The organism is Streptomyces sp. Ru62, assembly GCF_002920615.1.
In the GTDB taxonomy this organism is placed as follows: domain Bacteria; phylum Actinomycetota; class Actinomycetes; order Streptomycetales; family Streptomycetaceae; genus Streptomyces.
This window is the reverse complement of sequence record NZ_PQSU01000015.1, coordinates 105,488-123,294: the sequence shown is the minus strand read 5'-3', so window position 1 is coordinate 123,294 and position 17,807 is coordinate 105,488. Positions and strand designations below refer to the sequence as shown.

The following is a 17,807-nucleotide window of genomic DNA, read 5'->3' as shown; positions in this document are numbered from 1 at the left end:
GCCTCCCCGGGCGAGGTCGTAGCCTGTCCGCCGCTCGACGCGTAACGTGACCGACCATGAAGATCCTCATCAGTGCCGACATGGAGGGGGCCACGGGCGTCACCTGGCCCGCCGACGTGCTGCCGGGGACGCCGCAGTGGGAGCGGTGCCGCTCCATGTTCACCTCGGACGTGAACGCCGCCGTGGAGGGCTTCTTCGACGGCGGCGCCGACCATGTGCTCGTCAACGAGGCCCACTGGACCATGCGCAACCTCCTCCTGGAGCGGCTCGACGAGCGGGTCGAGATGCTCACCGGCCGGCACAAGGCGCTGTCCATGGTGGAGGGCGTCCAGCACGGTGACGTCGACGGCATCGCGTTCGTCGGCTACCACGCGGGCGCCGGCATGGAGGGCGTCCTCGCCCACACCTACCTGGCCAACCAGATCACCGGGGTGTGGCTGAACGACGTCCGCGCCAGCGAGGGTCTGCTCAACGCGCGCGTCGTCGCCGAGTACGGGGTCCCCGTCGTCCTCGTCACCGGCGACGACGTGGCCTGCGAGGACGCCCTCGGCTACGCGCCCGAGGCCCCGAAGGTCGCCGTCAAGGACCATGTGTCGCGGTACGCGGCCGTGTGCCGGACCCCGGCCCGGACCGCGGCCGACATCCGCGCGGCGGCCAAAGAGGCGGCCCAGCTGGCGGTCCGTCACGAACCGGTCGAGGCCGGCCCGTTCACGGTCGCCGTCGAGTTCGACGCCGAACATCTCGCCATGGCCGCGACCGTCGTGCCCGGCGTGGCGCGGACCGGGGAGCGGAAGGTGGCGTACACCAGCGCCACGATGTACGAGGGGATCAGGACGTTCAAGGCGGTCACCACGATCGTCTCTGCCGCCGTGGAGGAGCAGTATGGCTGACCAGCAGGCCGACGAACTGGCCCTGGCCGAGGTCGTGGAGTTCACCTCCGGCCTGATCCGCATCGACACCACCAACCGGGGCGGCGGGGACTGCCGGGAGCGGCCCGCCGCCGAGTACGCGGCCGAACGGCTGGCGGGGGCGGGCCTGGACCCGCTGCTGCTGGAGCGCACCCAGGGCCGCACCAACGTGGTGGCCCGGATCGAGGGCACCGACCCGTCCGCCGACGCGCTGCTGGTGCACGGGCATCTCGACGTGGTGCCGGCCGAGGCCGCCGACTGGACCGTGCACCCGTTCTCCGGCGAGGTCCGGGACGGCGTGGTGTGGGGGCGGGGCGCCGTCGACATGAAGAACATGGACGCGATGATCCTGGCCGTGGTCCGGTCCTGGGCCCGGCAGGGTGTGCGGCCCCGCCGGGACATCGTCCTCGCGTTCACCGCCGACGAGGAGGCCAGCGCCGAGGACGGCTCCGGGTTCCTCGCCGACCGGCACCCCGAACTCTTCGAGGGCTGCACGGAGGGCATCAGCGAGTCGGGCGCCTTCACCTTCCACGACGGGTCCGGGCGGGAGATCTACCCGATCGCCGCGGGGGAGCGGGGCACCGCCTGGCTGAAGCTCACCGCGCGGGGCAGGGCCGGGCACGGCTCCAAGGTGAACACGGAGAACGCGGTGACCCGGCTCGCCGCCGCCGTCACCCGCATCGGCGAGCACGAGTGGCCGCTGCGGCTCACGCCCACCGTACGGGCCGCCCTCACCGAACTCGCCGCGCTGTACGGCATCGACCCCGACTTCACCGACGTGGACCGGCTGCTGGAGAAGCTCGGCCCGGCCGCGAAGCTGGTCGAGTCGACCGTGCGCAACAGCGCGAACCCCACCATGCTGGACGCCGGTTACAAGCTCAACGTCATCCCGGGCGAGGCGGTCGCCCACGTGGACGGGCGGTATCTGGCGGGCGGGGAGCAGGAGTTCACCGCCACGCTGGACGAGCTGACGGGGCCGGACGTCGACTGGGAGTTCGCGCATCGCGAAGTGGCCCTCCAGGCACCGGTGGACGCGCCGGTGTTCGCGAGGATGCGGGCAGCGGTGGAGGAGTTCGCGCCGGGCGGGCACGTGGTGCCGTACTGCATGTCGGGCGGCACGGACGCCAAGCAGTTCTCCCGGCTCGGCATCACCGGCTACGGCTTCGCCCCGCTGAAGCTGCCCGTGGACCTCGACTACCAGGCGCTGTTCCACGGCGTGGACGAGCGGGTGCCCGTGGAGGCGCTGCACTTCGGGGTCCGCGTCCTGGACCGGTTCCTGCGGACGGCCTAGACGATGGGGGAGCGGATGCAGAGCGCGCCGTACGGATCGTGGCCCTCGCCGATCGACGCGGCCCTCGCCGCCGCGCACGACGGGCGGCCGGACTGGGTGGGGTTCGTCGGGGACGAGGTCTGGTGGACCGAGCCCCGGCCGGCCGAGGGCGGCCGGCGGGCCCTGGTGCGGCGGCGGACCGACGGGGGCGAGGAGTCCGTGCTGCCCGCGCCGTGGAACGTGCGCAGCCGGGTCATCGAGTACGGCGGCCGGCCCTGGACCGGGGTGGTCCACGACGGCCGGCCGCTGATCGTCTTCGTGCACTTCGCCGACCAGCGGCTGTACCGGTACGAGCCCGGCGGCGAGCCCGCCCCGCTCACCCCGGTCTCCCCGGTGGGCGGCGGCCTGCGCTGGGCCGAGCCCCGGATCGACCTCGCCCGCGGTGAGGTCTGGTGCGTGCTGGAGGAGTCCACCGGGGACGGCCCCGACGACATCCGGCGGGTGCAGGCCGCCGTACCGCTGGACGGTTCGGCCGCCGACGACCGCGCCGCCGTCCGCGAGCTGATCGGGCCCCGGCACCGGTTCCTCACCGGTGCCCGGCTCTCCCCGGACGGCCGGCGGGCCGCCTGGCTGGCCTGGGACCACCCACGGATGCCGTGGGACGGGACGGAGCTGCTGGTCGCCGACGTGACGGAGGACGGCCTGCTGAAGGACGCGCGGACCGTCGCCGGCGGCCCGGACGAGGCCGTCGCCCAGGTCGAGTGGTCGGCGGACGGCGGCCTGCTGTATGCCGGCGACCGCAGCGGCTGGTGGAACCTCTACCGCGACGGCACCCCTCTGTGCCCGCGCGAGGAGGAGTTCGGCGGACCGCTGTGGCAGCTCGGGCTGCGCTGGTTCGCGCCCCTGGACAACGGTCTCCTGGCCGTCGCCCACGGTCGGGGGCCGACCGCGCTCGGGATACTCGACCCGGAGTCCGGCGAGATCGTGGACGCCGTCGGACCGTGGACGGAGTGCGCCGCCGGCCTCGCGACCCACGGCACACGCGTCGTCACGGTCGCGGCCGGTCCCCGCACCGCCTACGAAGTGGTCGAACTGGACACCGCCACCGGCCGCACCCGGGTGATCGGCTGCCGGCACCAGGACCCCGTCGACCCCGCCTACTACCCGGAGCCGCAGACCCGCACCTTCACCGGCCCAGGCGGCCGCGAGGTGCACGCCCACCTCTACCCGCCGCACCACCCCGCCCGCACCGCGCCCGACGGCGAGCTGCCGCCCTACGTCATCTGGGCGCACGGCGGCCCCACCAGCCGGGTGCCGCTCGTGCTGGACCTGGAGATCGCCTACTTCACCTCGCGGGGCATCGGCGTCGCCGAGGTGAACTACGGCGGCTCCACCGGGTACGGCCGGGCCTACCGGGAGCGGCTGCGCGAGCAGTGGGGCGTGGTCGACGTCGAGGACTGCGCGGCCGTCGCCCGGGCCCTCGCCGAGGAGGGCACCGCCGACCCCGCCCGGCTGGCGATCCGGGGCGGCAGCGCGGGCGGCTGGACCGCCGCCGCCTCCCTGACCACGACCGACGTCTACGCCTGCGGCACCGTCATCTACCCGGTGCTCGACCTCGCAACCTGGGGCCCCGGCGAGACCCACGACTTCGAGTCCCGCTACCTGGAGTCGCTGATCGGCCCGCGCGACGAGGTGCCCGCCCGGTACGCCGAACGTTCACCGACCACGCACGCCGACCGGCTCACCGCGCCGTTCCTGCTCCTCCAGGGCCTGGACGACGTCATCTGCCCGCCCGCCCAGTGCGAACGCTTCCTCGCCCGGATCGCGGGCCGGGGTGTGCCGCACGCCTACCTCACCTTCGCGGGGGAGGGGCACGGGTTCCGCCGGGCCGACACCATGATCCGCGCCCTGGAGGCCGAACTATCCCTGTACGCCCAGGTGTTCGGGCTGGACCCGACACCGCCGGTGCCGAAGGTGGAGCTGAACCCGTGAAGGAACTCCTGCGACCGCGCCGGCTGGCCCCGGGCGCCCGGGTCGCCGTCGTCGCCACCAGCGGACCGGTGCCCGAGGAGCGGCTCCAGGCGGGCTTGGACGTGCTGCGCGGCTGGGACCTCGACCCGGTGGTCGGACCCCATGTCCTGGACCGGCACCCCGAGTTCGGCTACCTGGCCGGCACGGACGCCGACCGCGCCGCCGACCTCCAGAACGCCTGGTGCGACTCCGCCGTGGACGCCGTGCTGTGCGCCCGCGGCGGCTACGGCGCGCAGCGCGTGGTCGACCTGCTCGACTGGGACGCGCTGCGGGCGGCCGGGCCCAAGGTCTTCGTCGGGTTCAGCGATCTCACCGTCCTGCACGAGGCCTTCGCGACCCGCCTGGGCCTCGCCACCCTGCACGGGCCGATGGCGGCCGGCATCGACTTCATCAAGAACGCGCGGGCCCAGGAGCACCTGCGGGCCACGCTGTTCGCCCCCGAGACCGTCCGCACGATCGCCTCCGGCGGTACCGCCCTCGTCCCCGGCCGGGCCCGGGGCGTCACCCTCGGCGGCTGCCTCTCCCTGCTCGCCGCCGAACTCGGCACCCCGCACGCCCGGCCCTCCGCGCGCGGCGGACTGCTCTGCCTGGAGGACGTGGGCGAGGAGACGTACCGGCTGGACCGGTACCTCACCCAGCTGTTGCGCTCCGGCTGGCTGGAGGGCGTGCGCGGGGTGCTGCTCGGCTCCTGGGAACGCTGCGCGGACTACGACGGGCTGCGGCCCCTGCTGGCCGACCGGCTCGGCGGACTCGGGGTCCCGGTAGCGGAGAACGTCGGATTCGGTCACGGCGAAGGGGCGTTGACGATCCCGCTCGGAGTCGCGGCCACGCTGGACGCGGAGACGGGCACGCTGACACTGGACGAGCCGGCGCTGCGCTGAGGCGGGCGGTCAGGCTGAAGTGCCAGGAGCAGGCGTCGCACCGAGGTGGGGCGGGCACGCTGATGCCGGACCGGGCGGCGCCGGCGTGGGGCGGGCGGGCTGACGTTGGACGAACCGGCGCTGACGCGGGGGCCGGCCGGACGAGCCGGCGCCACGCGGACGCCGTAGGCTGGCCGGATGCCGCACCCGCCGTCCCGTCCCCTCGCCGAGGGCCCGCGCGTCGCCATCCGCCCCTTCACCCTCGCCGACGGCCCCGAGTTCACCGCACGGGCCCGGGAGAGCAAGGACCTGCACCGGCCCTGGCTGTTCCCGCCGGACACCGACGAGGCGTACGCCGACTACGCCGGCCGGCTCATCGAGGACCCGGCCCGGGCCGGCTTCCTGGTGTGCGAGAAGGACAGCGGGGCCATCGCCGGCTTCATCAACATCAACAACATCGTGCGCGGCGGCTTCCAGTGCGGCGCCCTCGGCTACGGCGCCTTCGCGCACGCGGCCGGGCGGGGCCTGATGCGCGAAGGGCTGGAGCTGGTGATCGGGTACGCCTTCGGGCCGCTCGGCCTGCACCGGCTGGAGATCAACGTCCAGCCGGGCAACGCGGCCTCCATCGCCCTCGCCCGGGGCGCCGGGTTCCGCCTGGAGGGCTTCTCACCCGACATGATCTACGTCGACGGGGCCTGGCGCGATCACGAACGCTGGGCCCTCACCACCGAGATGCGCGGCTGAACCGGCTCAGCCCCGCTGGTCCACGTACTCGAAGACCGACCCGTCCGGGTGCACCGCGAGCAGGTTCCGGCCCACCGGCGTCGGCACCGGCCCCGCGACGATCGTGGCGCCCAGCCCGGTCAGCAGCCGGTGGGCCTCGTCGACGTCCTTCACGGCGATCGTCGCCGTCACCTTGCGCAGGATCTCCAGCTCCGACTCGGGGCCGCTCATGAGCAGGAAGGAACCGACCGCGGCGACCTGGACGCCGCCGCGCTGGTAGCGCAGGGCCGTGCCGCCCGCCAGGCTCTCGTAGAAGGGGATCGCGGCTTCGAGGTCGTCGACGCAGATGCGCAGCGAGGCGCCCAGAATCTCCATGCTCCCGAGCCTAGTTGGGGCCGCCGGGCGCGCGCAGGCCCCTCGGCGTTACCCGCTGTGCCCGGCGGGTACCCGCAGGGTATGGACCGTTTGGATCACCTGGAACATCTGGACAGGCACCTCGTCGAAGAGCTGGCGCAGGTGGCACGCGAGACGGTACGCGACGAGCTGCGCGAGCAGTCCCGCAAACAGCGCCGCACCGCCGTGCTCTACGCCGCCTCGGGTGCCGCCGCCCTGTACGCGGGCGGCGCGGTGGCCCTCGCCGTGGGCCTGGCCCTGGCGATCGGCCTGCCCGGCTGGGCCGCGGCGCTGATCACCGCGGCGCTCCTGGGCGCGGTGGCCTACTTCCTGCGCGGCGCCGCCCACTCCGGGCACGGACCCCACGCCCCGCACCGCGTGGTCGGCGGCACCCCGCCGGCCGCCCCGCCGGGCGGTCTGGGGATGCCGTACCCCCCGATGCCGGAGACTCCCCCGACGCCGGAGACTCCTTCGACGCCGGGGACACCGCCGGACGCACCCCACCACCGGGCCTGACGGCGCGGTGGCGGGGCCGCCGGCCCCGCCCCGCCCCATCAGCCGAGCTGCGGCAGCACCTTCGTCCGGTAGAAGTCGAAGAACCCCCGCTGGTCCGGCCCGATCTGGTTCACGTACACCCGGTCGAACCCGGCGTCGGCGAACGCCTTCAGCGCCGAGACGTGCTCGTCCACGTCGTCCCCGCACACCGACTTCTCCCGCACCATGTCCTCGGTCACCAGCTCCTGCAACTGCTCGAAGTGCCGCGGCGAGGGCAGCACCTGCCCCATCTCGCCGGGCAGCAGCTCGTTGTACCAGAGCCGGTGCACCGTACGAACGCACTCGTCGCGGTCGGCGCCGTAGCAGACCTTCGTGCCGCCGCTGACCAGCTTGGCCCCGCCGCCGCCCTTGCGGAACTGGGTGACCATCTCCTCCTCCGGCATCATCGTGATGTAGCCGTCGCCCACGCGGGCGGCCAGCGAGGTCGCCTTCGGGCCGAAGCCGGAGACGTCGATCGGGACGGGCTCCTCGGGGACGGTGTAGAGACGGGCGTTCTCCACGGTGTAGTGCGTGCCGTGGTGGTTGACCTCCTCGCCGCTGAAGAGGCGGCGCATCACCTGGATCGCCTCCTCCAGCATCTCCAGGCGCACGTGCAGCGGCGGCCACGGGTCGCCGAGGATGTGTTCGTTCAGCGCCTCGCCGGTGCCGAGGCCGAGCCGGAAGCGGCCCTCCGTCATCACCGCGCTGGTCGCCGCGGCCTGCGCCACGACCGCCGGGTGCATCCGCACGGTCGGACAGGTCACCGCGGTCTCGATGGGCAGCGACACCGCCTCCGACAGCGCGCCGATCACCGACCACACGAACGCGCTCTGTCCCTGCGCGTCGTTCCACGGATGGTAGTGGTCGGAGATCCACAGCGCCTGGAAACCGGCCTGCTCGGCCATCCGGGCCTGTTCGACGAGGGCTGCGGGGTCGTGTTCCTCGCTCGCCAGGAAATAGCCGTACTCGGGCATGGGGGGAACCTCCGCGCGGGCGACGCTGCTGATCTGATCCGGACGCGGCCCGGGTAACCGGGGCCGACAGCGCGAAACGCCGGTACGGCCGTGCGCGATGGGCCCCGGCGGTATGGCCGGGCGCAGGCGTTCGGGTGACCGGCCCGGCGTTTGGGTGCCCCGGCCCCGGTTACGCGGAAGACCTCGGACGAGCCACACCGCCGGAGGCGCACCGTGAGCCGACCTCGCGTCGTGATCGTCGGCGCCGGTTTCGCCGGGTACCGGGCTGCGCGCACCCTGGCCCGGCTGACCCGCGACCGGGCCGACATCACCCTGCTGAACCCGACCGACTACTTCCTGTACCTGCCGCTGCTGCCGCAGGTCGCCGCCGGGGTCCTGGAGGCCCGCCGGGTCACCGTGTCGCTGCCCGGCACGCTGCGCGGGGTGCGCCTGGTGCTCGGCGAGGCGGACGGTGTCGACCTGGACGCGCGGACCGTGAGCTACTCCGACCCCGAGGGCGGTGCGGGCACCCTCGGCTACGACCGGCTGGTGCTGGCCGTCGGCAGCGTCAACAAGCTGCTGCCGATCCCCGGTGTCGCCGAGCACGCGCACGGCTTCCGCGGACTGCCCGAGGCGCTGTACCTGCGCGACCACGTCACCCGGCAGGTGGAACTCGCCGCCGCCGAGGAGGACCCGAAGAGCTGCGCCGCCCGGTGCACCTTCGTGGTGGTCGGCGCCGGCTACACCGGCACCGAGGTGGCCGCCCATCTGCAGATGCTCACCGACCGCCTGGTCCGCCGGCACCCGCTGCCCGGCGGACTGCGGCCCCGCTGGATGCTGCTGGACGTGGCGCCGCGCGTGCTGCCGGAGATGGACGAGCGGATGTCCCGCACGGCCGACCGGGTGCTGCGGGCCCGGGGCGTCGACGTACGGATGGGCACGTCGGTGCAGGAGGCCACCCGGGACGGGGTGCTGCTCACCGACGGGGAGGTCGTCGCGTCCCGGACGCTGGTGTGGTGCGTGGGCGTACGGCCGGACCCGCTGGTGGAGTCCGTCCGGCAGCCGCTGGAGCGCGGCCGGCTGATCGTCGACCCCTATCTGCAGATGCCGGGCCGCATCGACGTGTTCGCCTGCGGGGACGCGGCCGCCGTGCCCGACCTGGAGCGTCCGGGGAAGTTCACGCCCATGACGGCCCAGCACGCCTGGCGGCAGGGCCGGGTGGCCGGGGAGAACGTGGCCGGTTCGCTCGGCCTCGGCCGGCGCCGGCGCCCGTACCGCCACCGGGACCTGGGCTTCGCCGTCGACCTCGGTGGTATCCGGGCCGCCGCCAACCCGTTCGGCATCCCGCTGTCCGGCCCGGCGGCCGGTGCCGTCACCCGCGGCTACCACCTGGCGGCGCTGCCCGGCAACCGCGTCCGGGTCGCTGCCGACTGGCTGCTGGACGCCGTACTCCCGCGCCAGGGCGTCCAGTTGGGCCTGGTACGAGCCTGGTCGGTCCCGCTGGACACCGCCTCGCCGGAGCTGGCGCGGGTACCGGGCGGCCCGGAGTGGACGGCCGCACAGGCAGGAGAGGAACTCATGACGCACAAGCCGAGGCCCGAGGAACCGGTGAAGCCACAGCCGGGCGGTGAGCCTGCCAGGAACCAGCCGGGCGGTGAGCCTGCCAGGAACCAGCCCGGTGGTGAGCCCGCGAAGAACCAGCCCGGCGGCGAGTCCGCCGGTGCCGGCCCGGACCATCAGGCCCCCGGACCCGTCCAGCGCACGGACCCCGCCGATCCCGCGGACCGCGCGAACGAAACCGACTGACCGCGCCGGAGCGCGACCGACCGCCATCGACCGCGACCGAGCGCAAGGAGACCGAGGAGACTCATGAACACCGACGAACTCGTCGAACTGGGACAGCAGTTGCGCGTGGACAGCGTGCGGGCGTCCGCCGCCGCGGGATCCGGGCACCCCACGTCCTCGATGTCCGCCGCCGATCTGCTGGCCGTCCTGCTCGCGAACCACATGCGCTACGACTTCGAGCGCCCCGAGCACCCCGCGAACGACCGCTTCGTGCTGTCCAAGGGACACGCCTCACCCCTGCTGTACGCCGCGTACAAGGCGGTCGGGGCGATCGAGGACGGCGAGCTGGTCACCTTCCGCAAGCTCGGCAGCCGCCTGGAGGGCCATCCGACGCCCCGTCGGCTGCCCTGGGTGGAGACGGCCACCGGCTCGCTCGGCCAGGGCCTGCCGGTCGGGGTCGGCATCGCGCTCGCCGGGCAACGGCTGGACCGCACCGACTACCGGGTGTGGGTGCTGTGCGGCGACAGCGAGCTGGCGGAGGGCTCGGTGTGGGAGGCCGCCGAACACGCCGGCTACGAGAACCTGGACAACCTCGTCGCCGTCGTGGACGTCAACCGGCTCGGCCAGCGCGGCCCGACCCGGCACGGCCACGACCTGGACGCCTACGCCCGCCGCTTCCAGGCCTTCGACTGGCACACCATCGAGATCGACGGCCATGACGTCGACGCGATCGACCGGGCCTACGGGGAGGCGCTGTCCACCACCGGGCAGCCCACCGTGATCCTCGCCCGCACCCTGAAGGGCAAGGGCGTGGCCGCCGTCGAGGACCGCGAGGGCCTGCACGGCAAGCCGCTGCCCGAGGCCGAGGACGCCATCGCCGAACTCGGCGGGCCGCGCTCGCTGCACGTCCGCGTGTCCGAGCCGCAGGCCGCCGCCGCGCTGCGCTCGCTCACCACCGAGGTGGTCCAGTTGCCGCGCTTCGAGCTGGGCGAGGAGGCCGCGACGCGGGATGCCTTCGGCAAGGCCCTCGCCGCGCTCGGCACGGCCCGCGGCGATGTCGTCGCCCTGGACGGCGAGGTCGGCGACTCCACCCGTACCGAGGAGTTCGGCAAGGCGCACCCCGACCGGTTCTTCGAGTGCTACATCGCCGAGCAGCAGCTCGTCGCCACGGCCGTCGGCATGGCGGCGCGCGGCTGGGTGCCGTACGCCTCCACGTTCGCCGCGTTCCTGACCCGCGCCCACGACTTCGTGCGCATGGCGTCGATCAGCGGCTCCGGGATCAACCTGGTCGGTTCGCACGCGGGCGTCGCGATCGGGCAGGACGGGCCGTCCCAGATGGGTCTGGAGGACCTGGCGATGTTCCGGTCCGTGCACGGCTCCACGGTGCTGTACCCGTGCGACGCCAACCAGACCGCCCGGCTCGTCGCGGCCATGGCCGGCCTCGACGGCATCCGCTACCTGCGCACCTCCCGCGGCAAGACACCGGTGATCTACGGCCCCGACGAGGAGTTCCCGGTCGGCGGCAGCAAGACGCTGCGCGCCGGCGAGGAGGACCGGCTGACCGTCGTGGCCGCCGGGGTGACCGTGCCCGAGGCGCTGGCCGCCGCCGACCGGCTCGCCGCGGACGGCATCCGGGTCAGGGTGATCGACCTGTACTCGGTCAAGCCCGTCGACGCCGAGACCCTGCACCGGGCCGCCGAGGAGACCGGCTGCCTGCTCACGGTGGAGGACCACCACCCGGAGGGCGGCCTCGGCGACGCCGTCGCGGAGGTGTTCGGTGACGGCCGGCCGGTGCCCCGTCTGGTCCGGCTCGCGGTGCGCACCATGCCGGGTTCGGCCGCGCCCGACGAGCAGCTGTACGCGGCCGGCATCGACGCCCTGGGCATCACGGCGGCGGCCAGGATGCTGGTCGAGGAGGCGGTCGTGCGATGAGCCCCGACGACGCGCGGACCCTGCGCGCGGGCCGCCGCACGGTGGAGATCAAGCGGCCGGGGAAGGTGCTCTTCCCCGGCGGCGGGGGCGCGAAGGAGTACACCAAGGGCGACCTCGCGGACTACTACCGGTCCGTCGCGCCGTACCTGCTGCCGCACCTGCGGGGCCGTCCGCTGATGCTGGAGCGGTATCCGGACGGCCTCGGCGGCCAGCGGTTCATGCAGAAGAACACCCCGGAGCACTACCCGGAGTGGATCACCCGCGCCGAGGTCGCCAAGGAGGGCGGCACGGTCACGCACGTCGTCTGCGACGACACCGCGACGCTCCTGTACCTCGCCGACCAGGCCTGCCTCACCCTGCACCGCTGGCTCTCGCGCACCGACCGGGCCGGCGGCCTCGACCAGCCCGACCGGCTGGTCTTCGACCTCGATCCCCCCGGTGACGACTTCGGCGCCGTCCGCGAGGCCGCCGCCTGGCTGCGCGTGCTGCTGGACGAACTCGGGCTGCCCGCCGCCCCGATGACCACGGGCTCGCGCGGACTGCACCTCGTCGTCCCGCTCGACGGTCGCCAGGACTTCGACGCCGTACGGGAGTTCGCGCACGACGTCGCCGAACTCGCCGCGGCACGGCGCCCCGACCGGCTCACCACCGCCGTCCGCAAACAGGACCGCGGCGACCGCCTGTACCTCGACGTGCAGCGCAACGGGTACGCCCAGACCGCCGTCGCGCCCTTCAGCGTCCGCGCCCGCCCCGGCGCCCCGGTCGCCGTCCCCCTCACCTGGGAGCAGCTCGACGACCCCGGGCTCGACGCCCGCCGCTGGACCCTCGCCGACGCCGTCGACCAGGCCCGCAGCGACCCCTGGGCCGGGCTGCCGGCCCGCGGGCGCTCCCTGGGCCCCGCCCGGCGCCGTCTCGCCGACATGCGTTCCTGAAGGTTTGGCCAAGGAATGAGGGGCCACCCGCAGGAAGAGGTGGCCATGTCGAACACACACAGCACATCACAGTCACAGAATTCACAGAAATCTCAGAAGTCGGACAACACCGATCAGACGCACGACACCCCACAGAACGAGACGGAAGCCCGGCGGCCGACCCTCATGGAGGTGCTGCGCGAGGCGCGCAGCCAGCTCGCCGAACTGACGGGACTCGTCCCGGAGACCGTGTCCTCCTTCGTGCAGACCGAGGACGGCTGGTCGCTGGAGGTCGAGGTGATGGAACTCGCACGGGTCCCGGACACCATGAGCCTGATGGCGAGCTACCAGGTCGACCTGGACCCCGAGGGTCAGCTCACCGGCTACCGGCGCGTTCGCCGATACGAGCGCGGGCGGGCCGACGCACGCCGATCCGGCGGCTAGGCACCCCGCGTCCGGCGGCCACGCGACCCGCGTGGCGCCGAACACCGATCATTCTCACGAGGAGGAGCGGCCGGCATGACCGTTGTTCCGGCACAGCAGTCCGGCGGCGGAGGCGGCACCAGTGGCCTCTACGACGTCCTGGAGCTGGTTCTCGACCGGGGACTCGTCATCGACGCGTTCGTACGTGTCTCCCTGGTCGGCATCGAAATCCTGAAGATCGACGTCCGGGTCGTGGTGGCCAGCGTCGACACCTATCTGCGCTTCGCCGAGGCGTGCAACCGCCTCGACCTGGAGGCAGGGCCCCACAGGTCCCCCGGGCTGCCCGATCTCGTCGGCGAGATCACCGAGAGCGGAGCCCGCGGCAAGTCCAAGGGCGCGCTGTCCGGCGCCGCGCAGACCATATCCGACGCGTTCAAGCAGGCCCGGGAGGAAGGCGAGGCCGAGTCCCGGCGCCCCCGTAAGACCGCGGCCCGCCGGAAGGAGGAAGAGGAGTGAGCACGTACGTCTACGGCATCACCGCGCGCTCGCACCCGGCGCTCCCCGAGGGGATGACCGGGGTGGGTGAACCGCCCCGGCCCGTCCGGGTCCTCACCGCGGGAGAGCTCGCCGCCGTCGTCAGCGACGCCCCGGAGGGCCTGCGCCCCAAGCGCCGGGACCTCCTCGCGCACCAGAACGTGCTCGCCGAGGCGGGCGCGGCCGGCTGTGTGCTGCCCATGCGCTTCGGCAGCGTCTCGCCCGACGACGACACCGTCACCTCGGTGCTGGCCGAGCGGGCCGAGCACTACCTGGAGCGGCTGCGCGAGCTGGAGGGCAAGGTCGAGTACAACGTCAAGGCCACCCACATCGAGGAGGCCGTCCTGCACCGCGTGATGGCCGAGAACGCGGAGGTCCGCGCCCTCGCCGAGGCCAACCGGCAGGCGGGCGGCGGCAGCTACGACGACCGGATCCGCCTCGGCGAGATGGTCGCCGGCGCCGTCAAGGCCAAGGAGGCCGAGGACGCCGCCGAGGTGCAGCGTCTGCTCCAGCCGTGCGCCGCGGCGGTCAGCGTGGGCCCCGAGTCCACCGGCTGGTTGCTCAACGTCTCGTTCCTGGTGTCCCGCGACTCGGCCGAGGACTTCCTGGCCGCCGCCGAGCGGGTGCGCAAGAGCCATGCCCATCTCGAACTGCGGGTCAACGGCCCGCTGCCGCCGTACAGCTTCGTCGAACCCGGCCCGACCGCGTCCGCGGGCGCCACGGCCGGCGCTGACGCCGGAGCGTCATAGCGGCCGGGGCCCGGACGGAAGGAGGAGATCCGTGGGACTGATCTCGGAGGTGCTGCTGCTGCCCTTCGCACCGGCACGCGGCAGCGTGTGGGCGATTCGGCAGGTGCTCCGGGAGGCGGAGCGGATCTACTACGACCCGGCCACCGTCCGGGCCGAGCTGGCCCGCCTCGAGGAGCAGCTTCAGGCGGGCGAGATCACCGAGGAGGAGTTCGACCGGCGCGAGGACGAACTGCTCGACCGGCTGGAGATCGCCCTGCATCACGGGGACACGACAGGCACTGGGACGTGACCATGAACCGAACCGCACTGGGCCTCGCGGTAGGGGCCGGATATCTGCTCGGACGCACGAAGAAGCTGAAGATGGCGCTCGCGGTCGGCTCCCTGGCCGCCGGGAAGAAGATGAACCTCAGCCCGCGCGCGCTCGCGGAGCAGCTGAACCGGCAACTGCTGGACAACCCGCAGTTCAAGGAGATCGGCGACCAGCTCCGCCAGGACCTGCGGGGTGTCGGCAAGGCCGCCACCGGCGCGATGGTCGAGCGGCAGATGAACACACTCGCCGACCGGCTGCACGGCCGTACGACGAAGGTGCGCGACGAGTTGTCCGGAGTCGCGCCGACCGGCTCCGACGAGGAGGAGGACGAGGAGCGGGACGAGGACGAGGAGCAGGAGGGGCGGGCAGAGCGGGGCGAGCAGCGGGGGGAGCGAAAACGGCCGAGGGGGGACGCCCGGGGCGACGCGGACGAGGCGCCCCGGAAGCAGGCGGGCAAGAAGCCGGGCAAGAAGGCCCCGGCGAAGAAGGCCCCCGCCAAGAAGGCTCCCGGTGGGACGGCAGCCGACAAGGCCCCGGCCAAGAAGGCGGCGGCCAAGAAGACGAGCGCGGCCCGTGATACGGCCGCGAGGAAGACGGCCGCGGCCGGAGGCGCCGCCCGCAGCGCCGTCTCCCGGCAGTCGAAGGGCGGCGATGACCGATGACCGAGACCCTCGGAAGAGTGACCTCGAAGGCCGGCAAGGGCCTGACGGCACCGCTGGCCGGCCTCGCGCAGAGCGAGGCGGCCGACCGGCTGAAGGAAGAGGCCCAGGAGTACCTGAACGCACAGGCCCAGCGGCTGCTGGTCGGGCTCGGCCGCAAGCTCGGCGAGACCACCGGCAAGCTGAACGACATCGCCGAGGGCAGGAGCCCGGGCTTCGCCAAACTGGCGCTGGAGGGCGGGCGCAAGCTCGCCGAGGGCAAGGGACCGCTGCGCTCCGCGGTGGAGCTGGGTGCCTCCCACGCCAAGGACAAGGTGCTGGACACGGTGCGCAGCCTCGGCGGCAGCAAGGGCAAGAAGGGCGGCGCGGGCAAGAAGCCCACCGTCATCATGGAGTCCGTCGACGTCGGCGTACCGCTGCGCACGGCCTACGACCAGTGGACCCAGTACCAGTCCTTCTCCACCTTCGCCAAGGGCGTCAAGAGCGCGAGCCGCGCCGACGACACCCAGTCCGACTGGACGGCGAAGGTCTTCTGGTCCACCCGGAGCTGGAAGGCGAAGACGACCGAGCAGATACCCGACTACCGCATCCAGTGGACGTCGGAGGGCGCCAAGGGCACCACCAGGGGCGTGGTCTCCTTCCACCGCCTTGAGGAGAACCTCACCCGGGTCCTGCTGGTCATGGAGTACTACCCGACCGGCCTCTTCGAGAAGACCGGCAACATCTGGCGCGCCCAGGGCCGCCGGGCCAGGCTGGACCTGAAGAACTTCGCCCGCTTCATCACCCTCAAGGGAGAGGCGGAGGACAGCTGGCGCGGCGAGATCCGCGACGGCGAGGTGGTCCGCAGCCACGAGGACGCCCTCGCGGAGGAGGAGGAGGAGCCCCGGGCAGAGGACGAGGAAGAAGAGGAAGAGGAAGAAGAAGAGGGCGAAGAGGAGCCCGAGGGCCGGGAGGGCCCGGAAGAGGAGGAAGAAGAGGAGGAAGAGGAGGAAGAGGAACCCTACGAGGGCGAGTACGAGGACGAGAACGAGGAAGGTGACGAGGAGGGCGACGAGGACTCGTACGAGACCGAGGCCGAGGAGCCCGCTGAGGACGAGGAAGGCGAGGAAGGCGAGGAAGGCGAGTACGAGGAAGAGGAGCCTGAGTTCGCCGAGCGCGGGAGCCGTCGATGACGACACCCAGCCGCTTTCCCGAGCCCTATGGCCAGGGCTCGGGGGCGAACCTCGCGGACATCCTGGAACGGGTACTCGACAAGGGTGTCGTCATCGCGGGGGACATCAGGATCAACCTGCTCGACATCGAACTGCTCACCGTCAAGCTGCGCCTCATCGTCGCCTCGGTCGACAAGGCCAAGGAGATGGGCATCGACTGGTGGGAGAGCGACCCGGCCCTCTCCTCCCGGGCCCGCCGGGACGAGCTCACCCGGGAGAACGCCGAGCTGCGAGAACGGCTTGCCCGGCTGGAGGAACTGGAGCCGGGCCGCGCCCCGAAGGAGGCACCATGACGACCGGACTGCGGTACGTGTACGCCGTCTGCCGCCCCTTCGGGACGCCCTTGCAGGCCGAGTTGCGGGGCGTCGGCGGCGCCCCGCCGGCGCTGCTGCACCATCACGGGCTCGTCGCGGTGGTCAGTACGGTCCCCGAGGCCGACTTCTGCGAGGACGCGCTGAAGGCCCACCTGGAGGACCTGGACTGGCTGGCCTCGACCGCCCGCGCCCACCAGGGGGTGGTCGACGCGCTCACCACGGTCACCACCCCGCTGCCGCTGCGGCTCGCGACCGTCTTCCGCGACGACAGCGCCGTCCGCATGATGATCGAGGCCCGTGAGGAGGACTTCCGGCGCCTGCTCGACCGGCTGCACGGTCGCGTGGAGTGGGGCGTGAAGGTGTATCTGGAACCCGAGCCCGCCGAGTCGGAGCCCGAGCCCGCCGCGGCGGCCCGGCCGGTCAGCGGGCGGGACTATCTGCGCCGGCGGCGCCAGCACAGCCACGCACAGGAGGAGAAGTGGCAGCGGGCCGAGCGGTTCGCCCACTCCCTCCACGAGCGCCTCGCGGAGCGCGCCGAGGATTTCCGGATGCATCCCCCACAGAATTCCGCGCTCTCCGGAACGCCGGGACGAAATGTGCTCAACGCGGCCTATCTGGTGTCCCGGGCGCATTCCGAGGAATTCGTGGAACTGGTCGACCGGACCAAGGACGAGGCACCCGGAATCCGGGTGGAACTCACCGGTCCGTGGGCCGCGTACTCCTTTTCCGGTGAGGAATCGGCAGCGGAACCGGGTGTGGAAGCGGGGGAGGGGCGGTGACCGTAGTCGAACGCCGCGAGATCGCGCTGGTCGACCTCCTGGACCGGCTGCTGGCCGGCGGAGTCGTCATCACCGGCGACATCACCCTGCGCATCGCGGACGTCGACCTCGTCCGCATCGACCTGAACGCGCTGATCAGTTCCGTGAACGCGCAGGTCCCGTCGCCCTTCGAGGAGCTCCTATGACCGCGCGGCAGCGCCGCAACCGGCTCGACCTGGAACCCGACACGGTCGAACGCGACCTGGTGAAGCTCGTGCTCACCGTGGTGGAGCTGCTGCGCCAGCTGATGGAGCGGCAGGCCGTGCGCCGCTTCGACACCGGTGAGCTGACCGAGGAGCAGGAGGAGCGGATCGGGCTGACCCTGATGCTCCTGGAGGAGCGGATGGGCGAGCTGCGGGACCGGTACGGACTGCGGCCCGAGGACCTCAACCTGGACCTCGGGCCGCTCGGGCCGCTGCTTCCGCGCGATGGGCACTAGTGCGGTGGATGGGCACCCGATGTGAACTTCCGGCGGTCACGTGTTTCCCG

Annotated in this window: 21 protein-coding genes; 19 read left to right on the top strand and 2 right to left on the bottom strand. The window is 73.0% G+C overall.

All coding sequences use genetic code 11. The features are described from left to right. The first annotated feature begins 56 nt into the window (after window positions 1–56). The 5 genes from C3492_RS21605 to C3492_RS21585 all read left to right on the top strand — a co-directional run bounded on the left by C3492_RS21605 (window position 57) and on the right by C3492_RS21585 (window position 5,813). On the top strand, window positions 57–890 hold the full coding sequence (locus C3492_RS21605; RefSeq protein ID WP_103813404.1) for a M55 family metallopeptidase: 834 nt from the start codon (window positions 57–59) through the stop codon (window positions 888–890). Then, window positions 883–2,199 (top strand): M20/M25/M40 family metallo-hydrolase, encoded by a 1,317-nt coding sequence (locus tag C3492_RS21600; protein WP_103813403.1) that lies wholly within the window; start codon window positions 883–885, stop codon window positions 2,197–2,199. Before C3492_RS21605 ends, C3492_RS21600 begins: the two co-directional genes overlap by 8 nt. 3 nt (window positions 2,200–2,202) lie before the next feature. Continuing rightward, window positions 2,203–4,170 (top strand): prolyl oligopeptidase family serine peptidase, encoded by a 1,968-nt coding sequence (locus C3492_RS21595; protein ID WP_103813402.1) that lies wholly within the window; start codon window positions 2,203–2,205, stop codon window positions 4,168–4,170. Continuing rightward, window positions 4,167–5,090, top strand: coding sequence for an LD-carboxypeptidase (locus C3492_RS21590; protein WP_103813401.1), 924 nt, complete (start codon window positions 4,167–4,169; stop codon window positions 5,088–5,090). Before C3492_RS21595 ends, C3492_RS21590 begins: the two co-directional genes overlap by 4 nt. A 177-nt stretch (window positions 5,091–5,267) precedes the next feature. Then, window positions 5,268–5,813 carry a GNAT family N-acetyltransferase gene (locus tag C3492_RS21585; RefSeq protein WP_103813400.1) on the top strand — a complete coding sequence of 182 codons (546 nt, stop codon included), beginning with the start codon at window positions 5,268–5,270 and terminating at the stop codon, window positions 5,811–5,813. A gap of 6 nt (window positions 5,814–5,819) precedes the next feature. Here the strand turns inward: C3492_RS21585 and C3492_RS21580 are convergent, their stop codons facing one another. Beyond that, window positions 5,820–6,167, bottom strand: coding sequence for a VOC family protein (locus C3492_RS21580; protein WP_103813399.1), 348 nt, complete (start codon window positions 6,165–6,167; stop codon window positions 5,820–5,822). 81 nt (window positions 6,168–6,248) lie between these two features. On the opposite strand from C3492_RS21580, the gene C3492_RS21575 reads away from it, so the two are divergent. Continuing rightward, window positions 6,249–6,701 (top strand): phage holin family protein, encoded by a 453-nt coding sequence (locus C3492_RS21575; protein WP_103813398.1) that lies wholly within the window; start codon window positions 6,249–6,251, stop codon window positions 6,699–6,701. Between the two features lie 38 nt (window positions 6,702–6,739). Here the strand turns inward: C3492_RS21575 and C3492_RS21570 are convergent, their stop codons facing one another. Further along, window positions 6,740–7,693 carry an LLM class F420-dependent oxidoreductase gene (locus C3492_RS21570; protein ID WP_103813397.1) on the bottom strand — a complete coding sequence of 318 codons (954 nt, stop codon included), beginning with the start codon at window positions 7,691–7,693 and terminating at the stop codon, window positions 6,740–6,742. 213 nt (window positions 7,694–7,906) lie between these two features. Here C3492_RS21570 and C3492_RS21565 point away from each other — a divergent pair, with 213 nt between their 5' ends. The 13 genes from C3492_RS21565 (at window position 7,907) to C3492_RS21505 (ending at window position 17,757) form a co-directional block, all read left to right on the top strand. Then, window positions 7,907–9,478 (top strand): NAD(P)/FAD-dependent oxidoreductase, encoded by a 1,572-nt coding sequence (locus C3492_RS21565; protein WP_103813396.1) that lies wholly within the window; start codon window positions 7,907–7,909, stop codon window positions 9,476–9,478. Between the two features lie 63 nt (window positions 9,479–9,541). Next, entirely contained in the window at window positions 9,542–11,389 is a 1,848-nt protein-coding gene (locus C3492_RS21560) for a transketolase (RefSeq protein WP_103813395.1), read from the top strand. After that, window positions 11,386–12,321, top strand: a complete 936-nt coding sequence (ligD, locus tag C3492_RS21555; protein WP_103813394.1) for a non-homologous end-joining DNA ligase — start codon at window positions 11,386–11,388, stop codon at window positions 12,319–12,321. Before C3492_RS21560 ends, ligD begins: the two co-directional genes overlap by 4 nt. A 45-nt stretch (window positions 12,322–12,366) precedes the next feature. Beyond that, window positions 12,367–12,744 (top strand): gas vesicle protein, encoded by a 378-nt coding sequence (locus C3492_RS21550; protein WP_103813393.1) that lies wholly within the window; start codon window positions 12,367–12,369, stop codon window positions 12,742–12,744. Between the two features lie 75 nt (window positions 12,745–12,819). Then, on the top strand, window positions 12,820–13,239 hold the full coding sequence (locus C3492_RS21545) for a gas vesicle structural protein GvpA (RefSeq protein WP_103813392.1): 420 nt from the start codon (window positions 12,820–12,822) through the stop codon (window positions 13,237–13,239). Further along, entirely contained in the window at window positions 13,236–14,006 is a 771-nt protein-coding gene (locus tag C3492_RS21540) for a GvpL/GvpF family gas vesicle protein (RefSeq protein WP_103813391.1), read from the top strand. The genes C3492_RS21545 and C3492_RS21540 overlap by 4 nt, the downstream gene beginning before the upstream one ends. 31 nt (window positions 14,007–14,037) lie before the next feature. After that, a complete protein-coding gene (locus C3492_RS21535; protein ID WP_103813390.1) occupies window positions 14,038–14,295 on the top strand; it encodes a gas vesicle protein GvpG in 258 nt (85 codons plus the stop codon). Window positions 14,296–14,297: 2 nt separating this feature from the next. Next, entirely contained in the window at window positions 14,298–14,978 is a 681-nt protein-coding gene (locus tag C3492_RS21530) for a DNA primase (RefSeq protein WP_181140481.1), read from the top strand. Beyond that, window positions 14,975–16,147 carry an SRPBCC family protein gene (locus C3492_RS21525; RefSeq protein WP_103813388.1) on the top strand — a complete coding sequence of 391 codons (1,173 nt, stop codon included), beginning with the start codon at window positions 14,975–14,977 and terminating at the stop codon, window positions 16,145–16,147. Before C3492_RS21530 ends, C3492_RS21525 begins: the two co-directional genes overlap by 4 nt. Continuing rightward, window positions 16,144–16,479 carry a gas vesicle protein gene (locus C3492_RS21520; RefSeq protein ID WP_030983990.1) on the top strand — a complete coding sequence of 112 codons (336 nt, stop codon included), beginning with the start codon at window positions 16,144–16,146 and terminating at the stop codon, window positions 16,477–16,479. The genes C3492_RS21525 and C3492_RS21520 overlap by 4 nt, the downstream gene beginning before the upstream one ends. Next, window positions 16,476–17,279, top strand: a complete 804-nt coding sequence (locus tag C3492_RS21515) for a GvpL/GvpF family gas vesicle protein (RefSeq protein ID WP_103813387.1) — start codon at window positions 16,476–16,478, stop codon at window positions 17,277–17,279. The genes C3492_RS21520 and C3492_RS21515 overlap by 4 nt, the downstream gene beginning before the upstream one ends. After that, window positions 17,276–17,464 carry a gas vesicle protein gene (locus C3492_RS21510; RefSeq protein ID WP_103813386.1) on the top strand — a complete coding sequence of 63 codons (189 nt, stop codon included), beginning with the start codon at window positions 17,276–17,278 and terminating at the stop codon, window positions 17,462–17,464. The genes C3492_RS21515 and C3492_RS21510 overlap by 4 nt, the downstream gene beginning before the upstream one ends. Then, window positions 17,461–17,757 (top strand): gas vesicle protein K, encoded by a 297-nt coding sequence (locus tag C3492_RS21505; protein WP_014676018.1) that lies wholly within the window; start codon window positions 17,461–17,463, stop codon window positions 17,755–17,757. The genes C3492_RS21510 and C3492_RS21505 overlap by 4 nt, the downstream gene beginning before the upstream one ends. The last annotated feature ends 50 nt before the right edge of the window (window positions 17,758–17,807 follow it).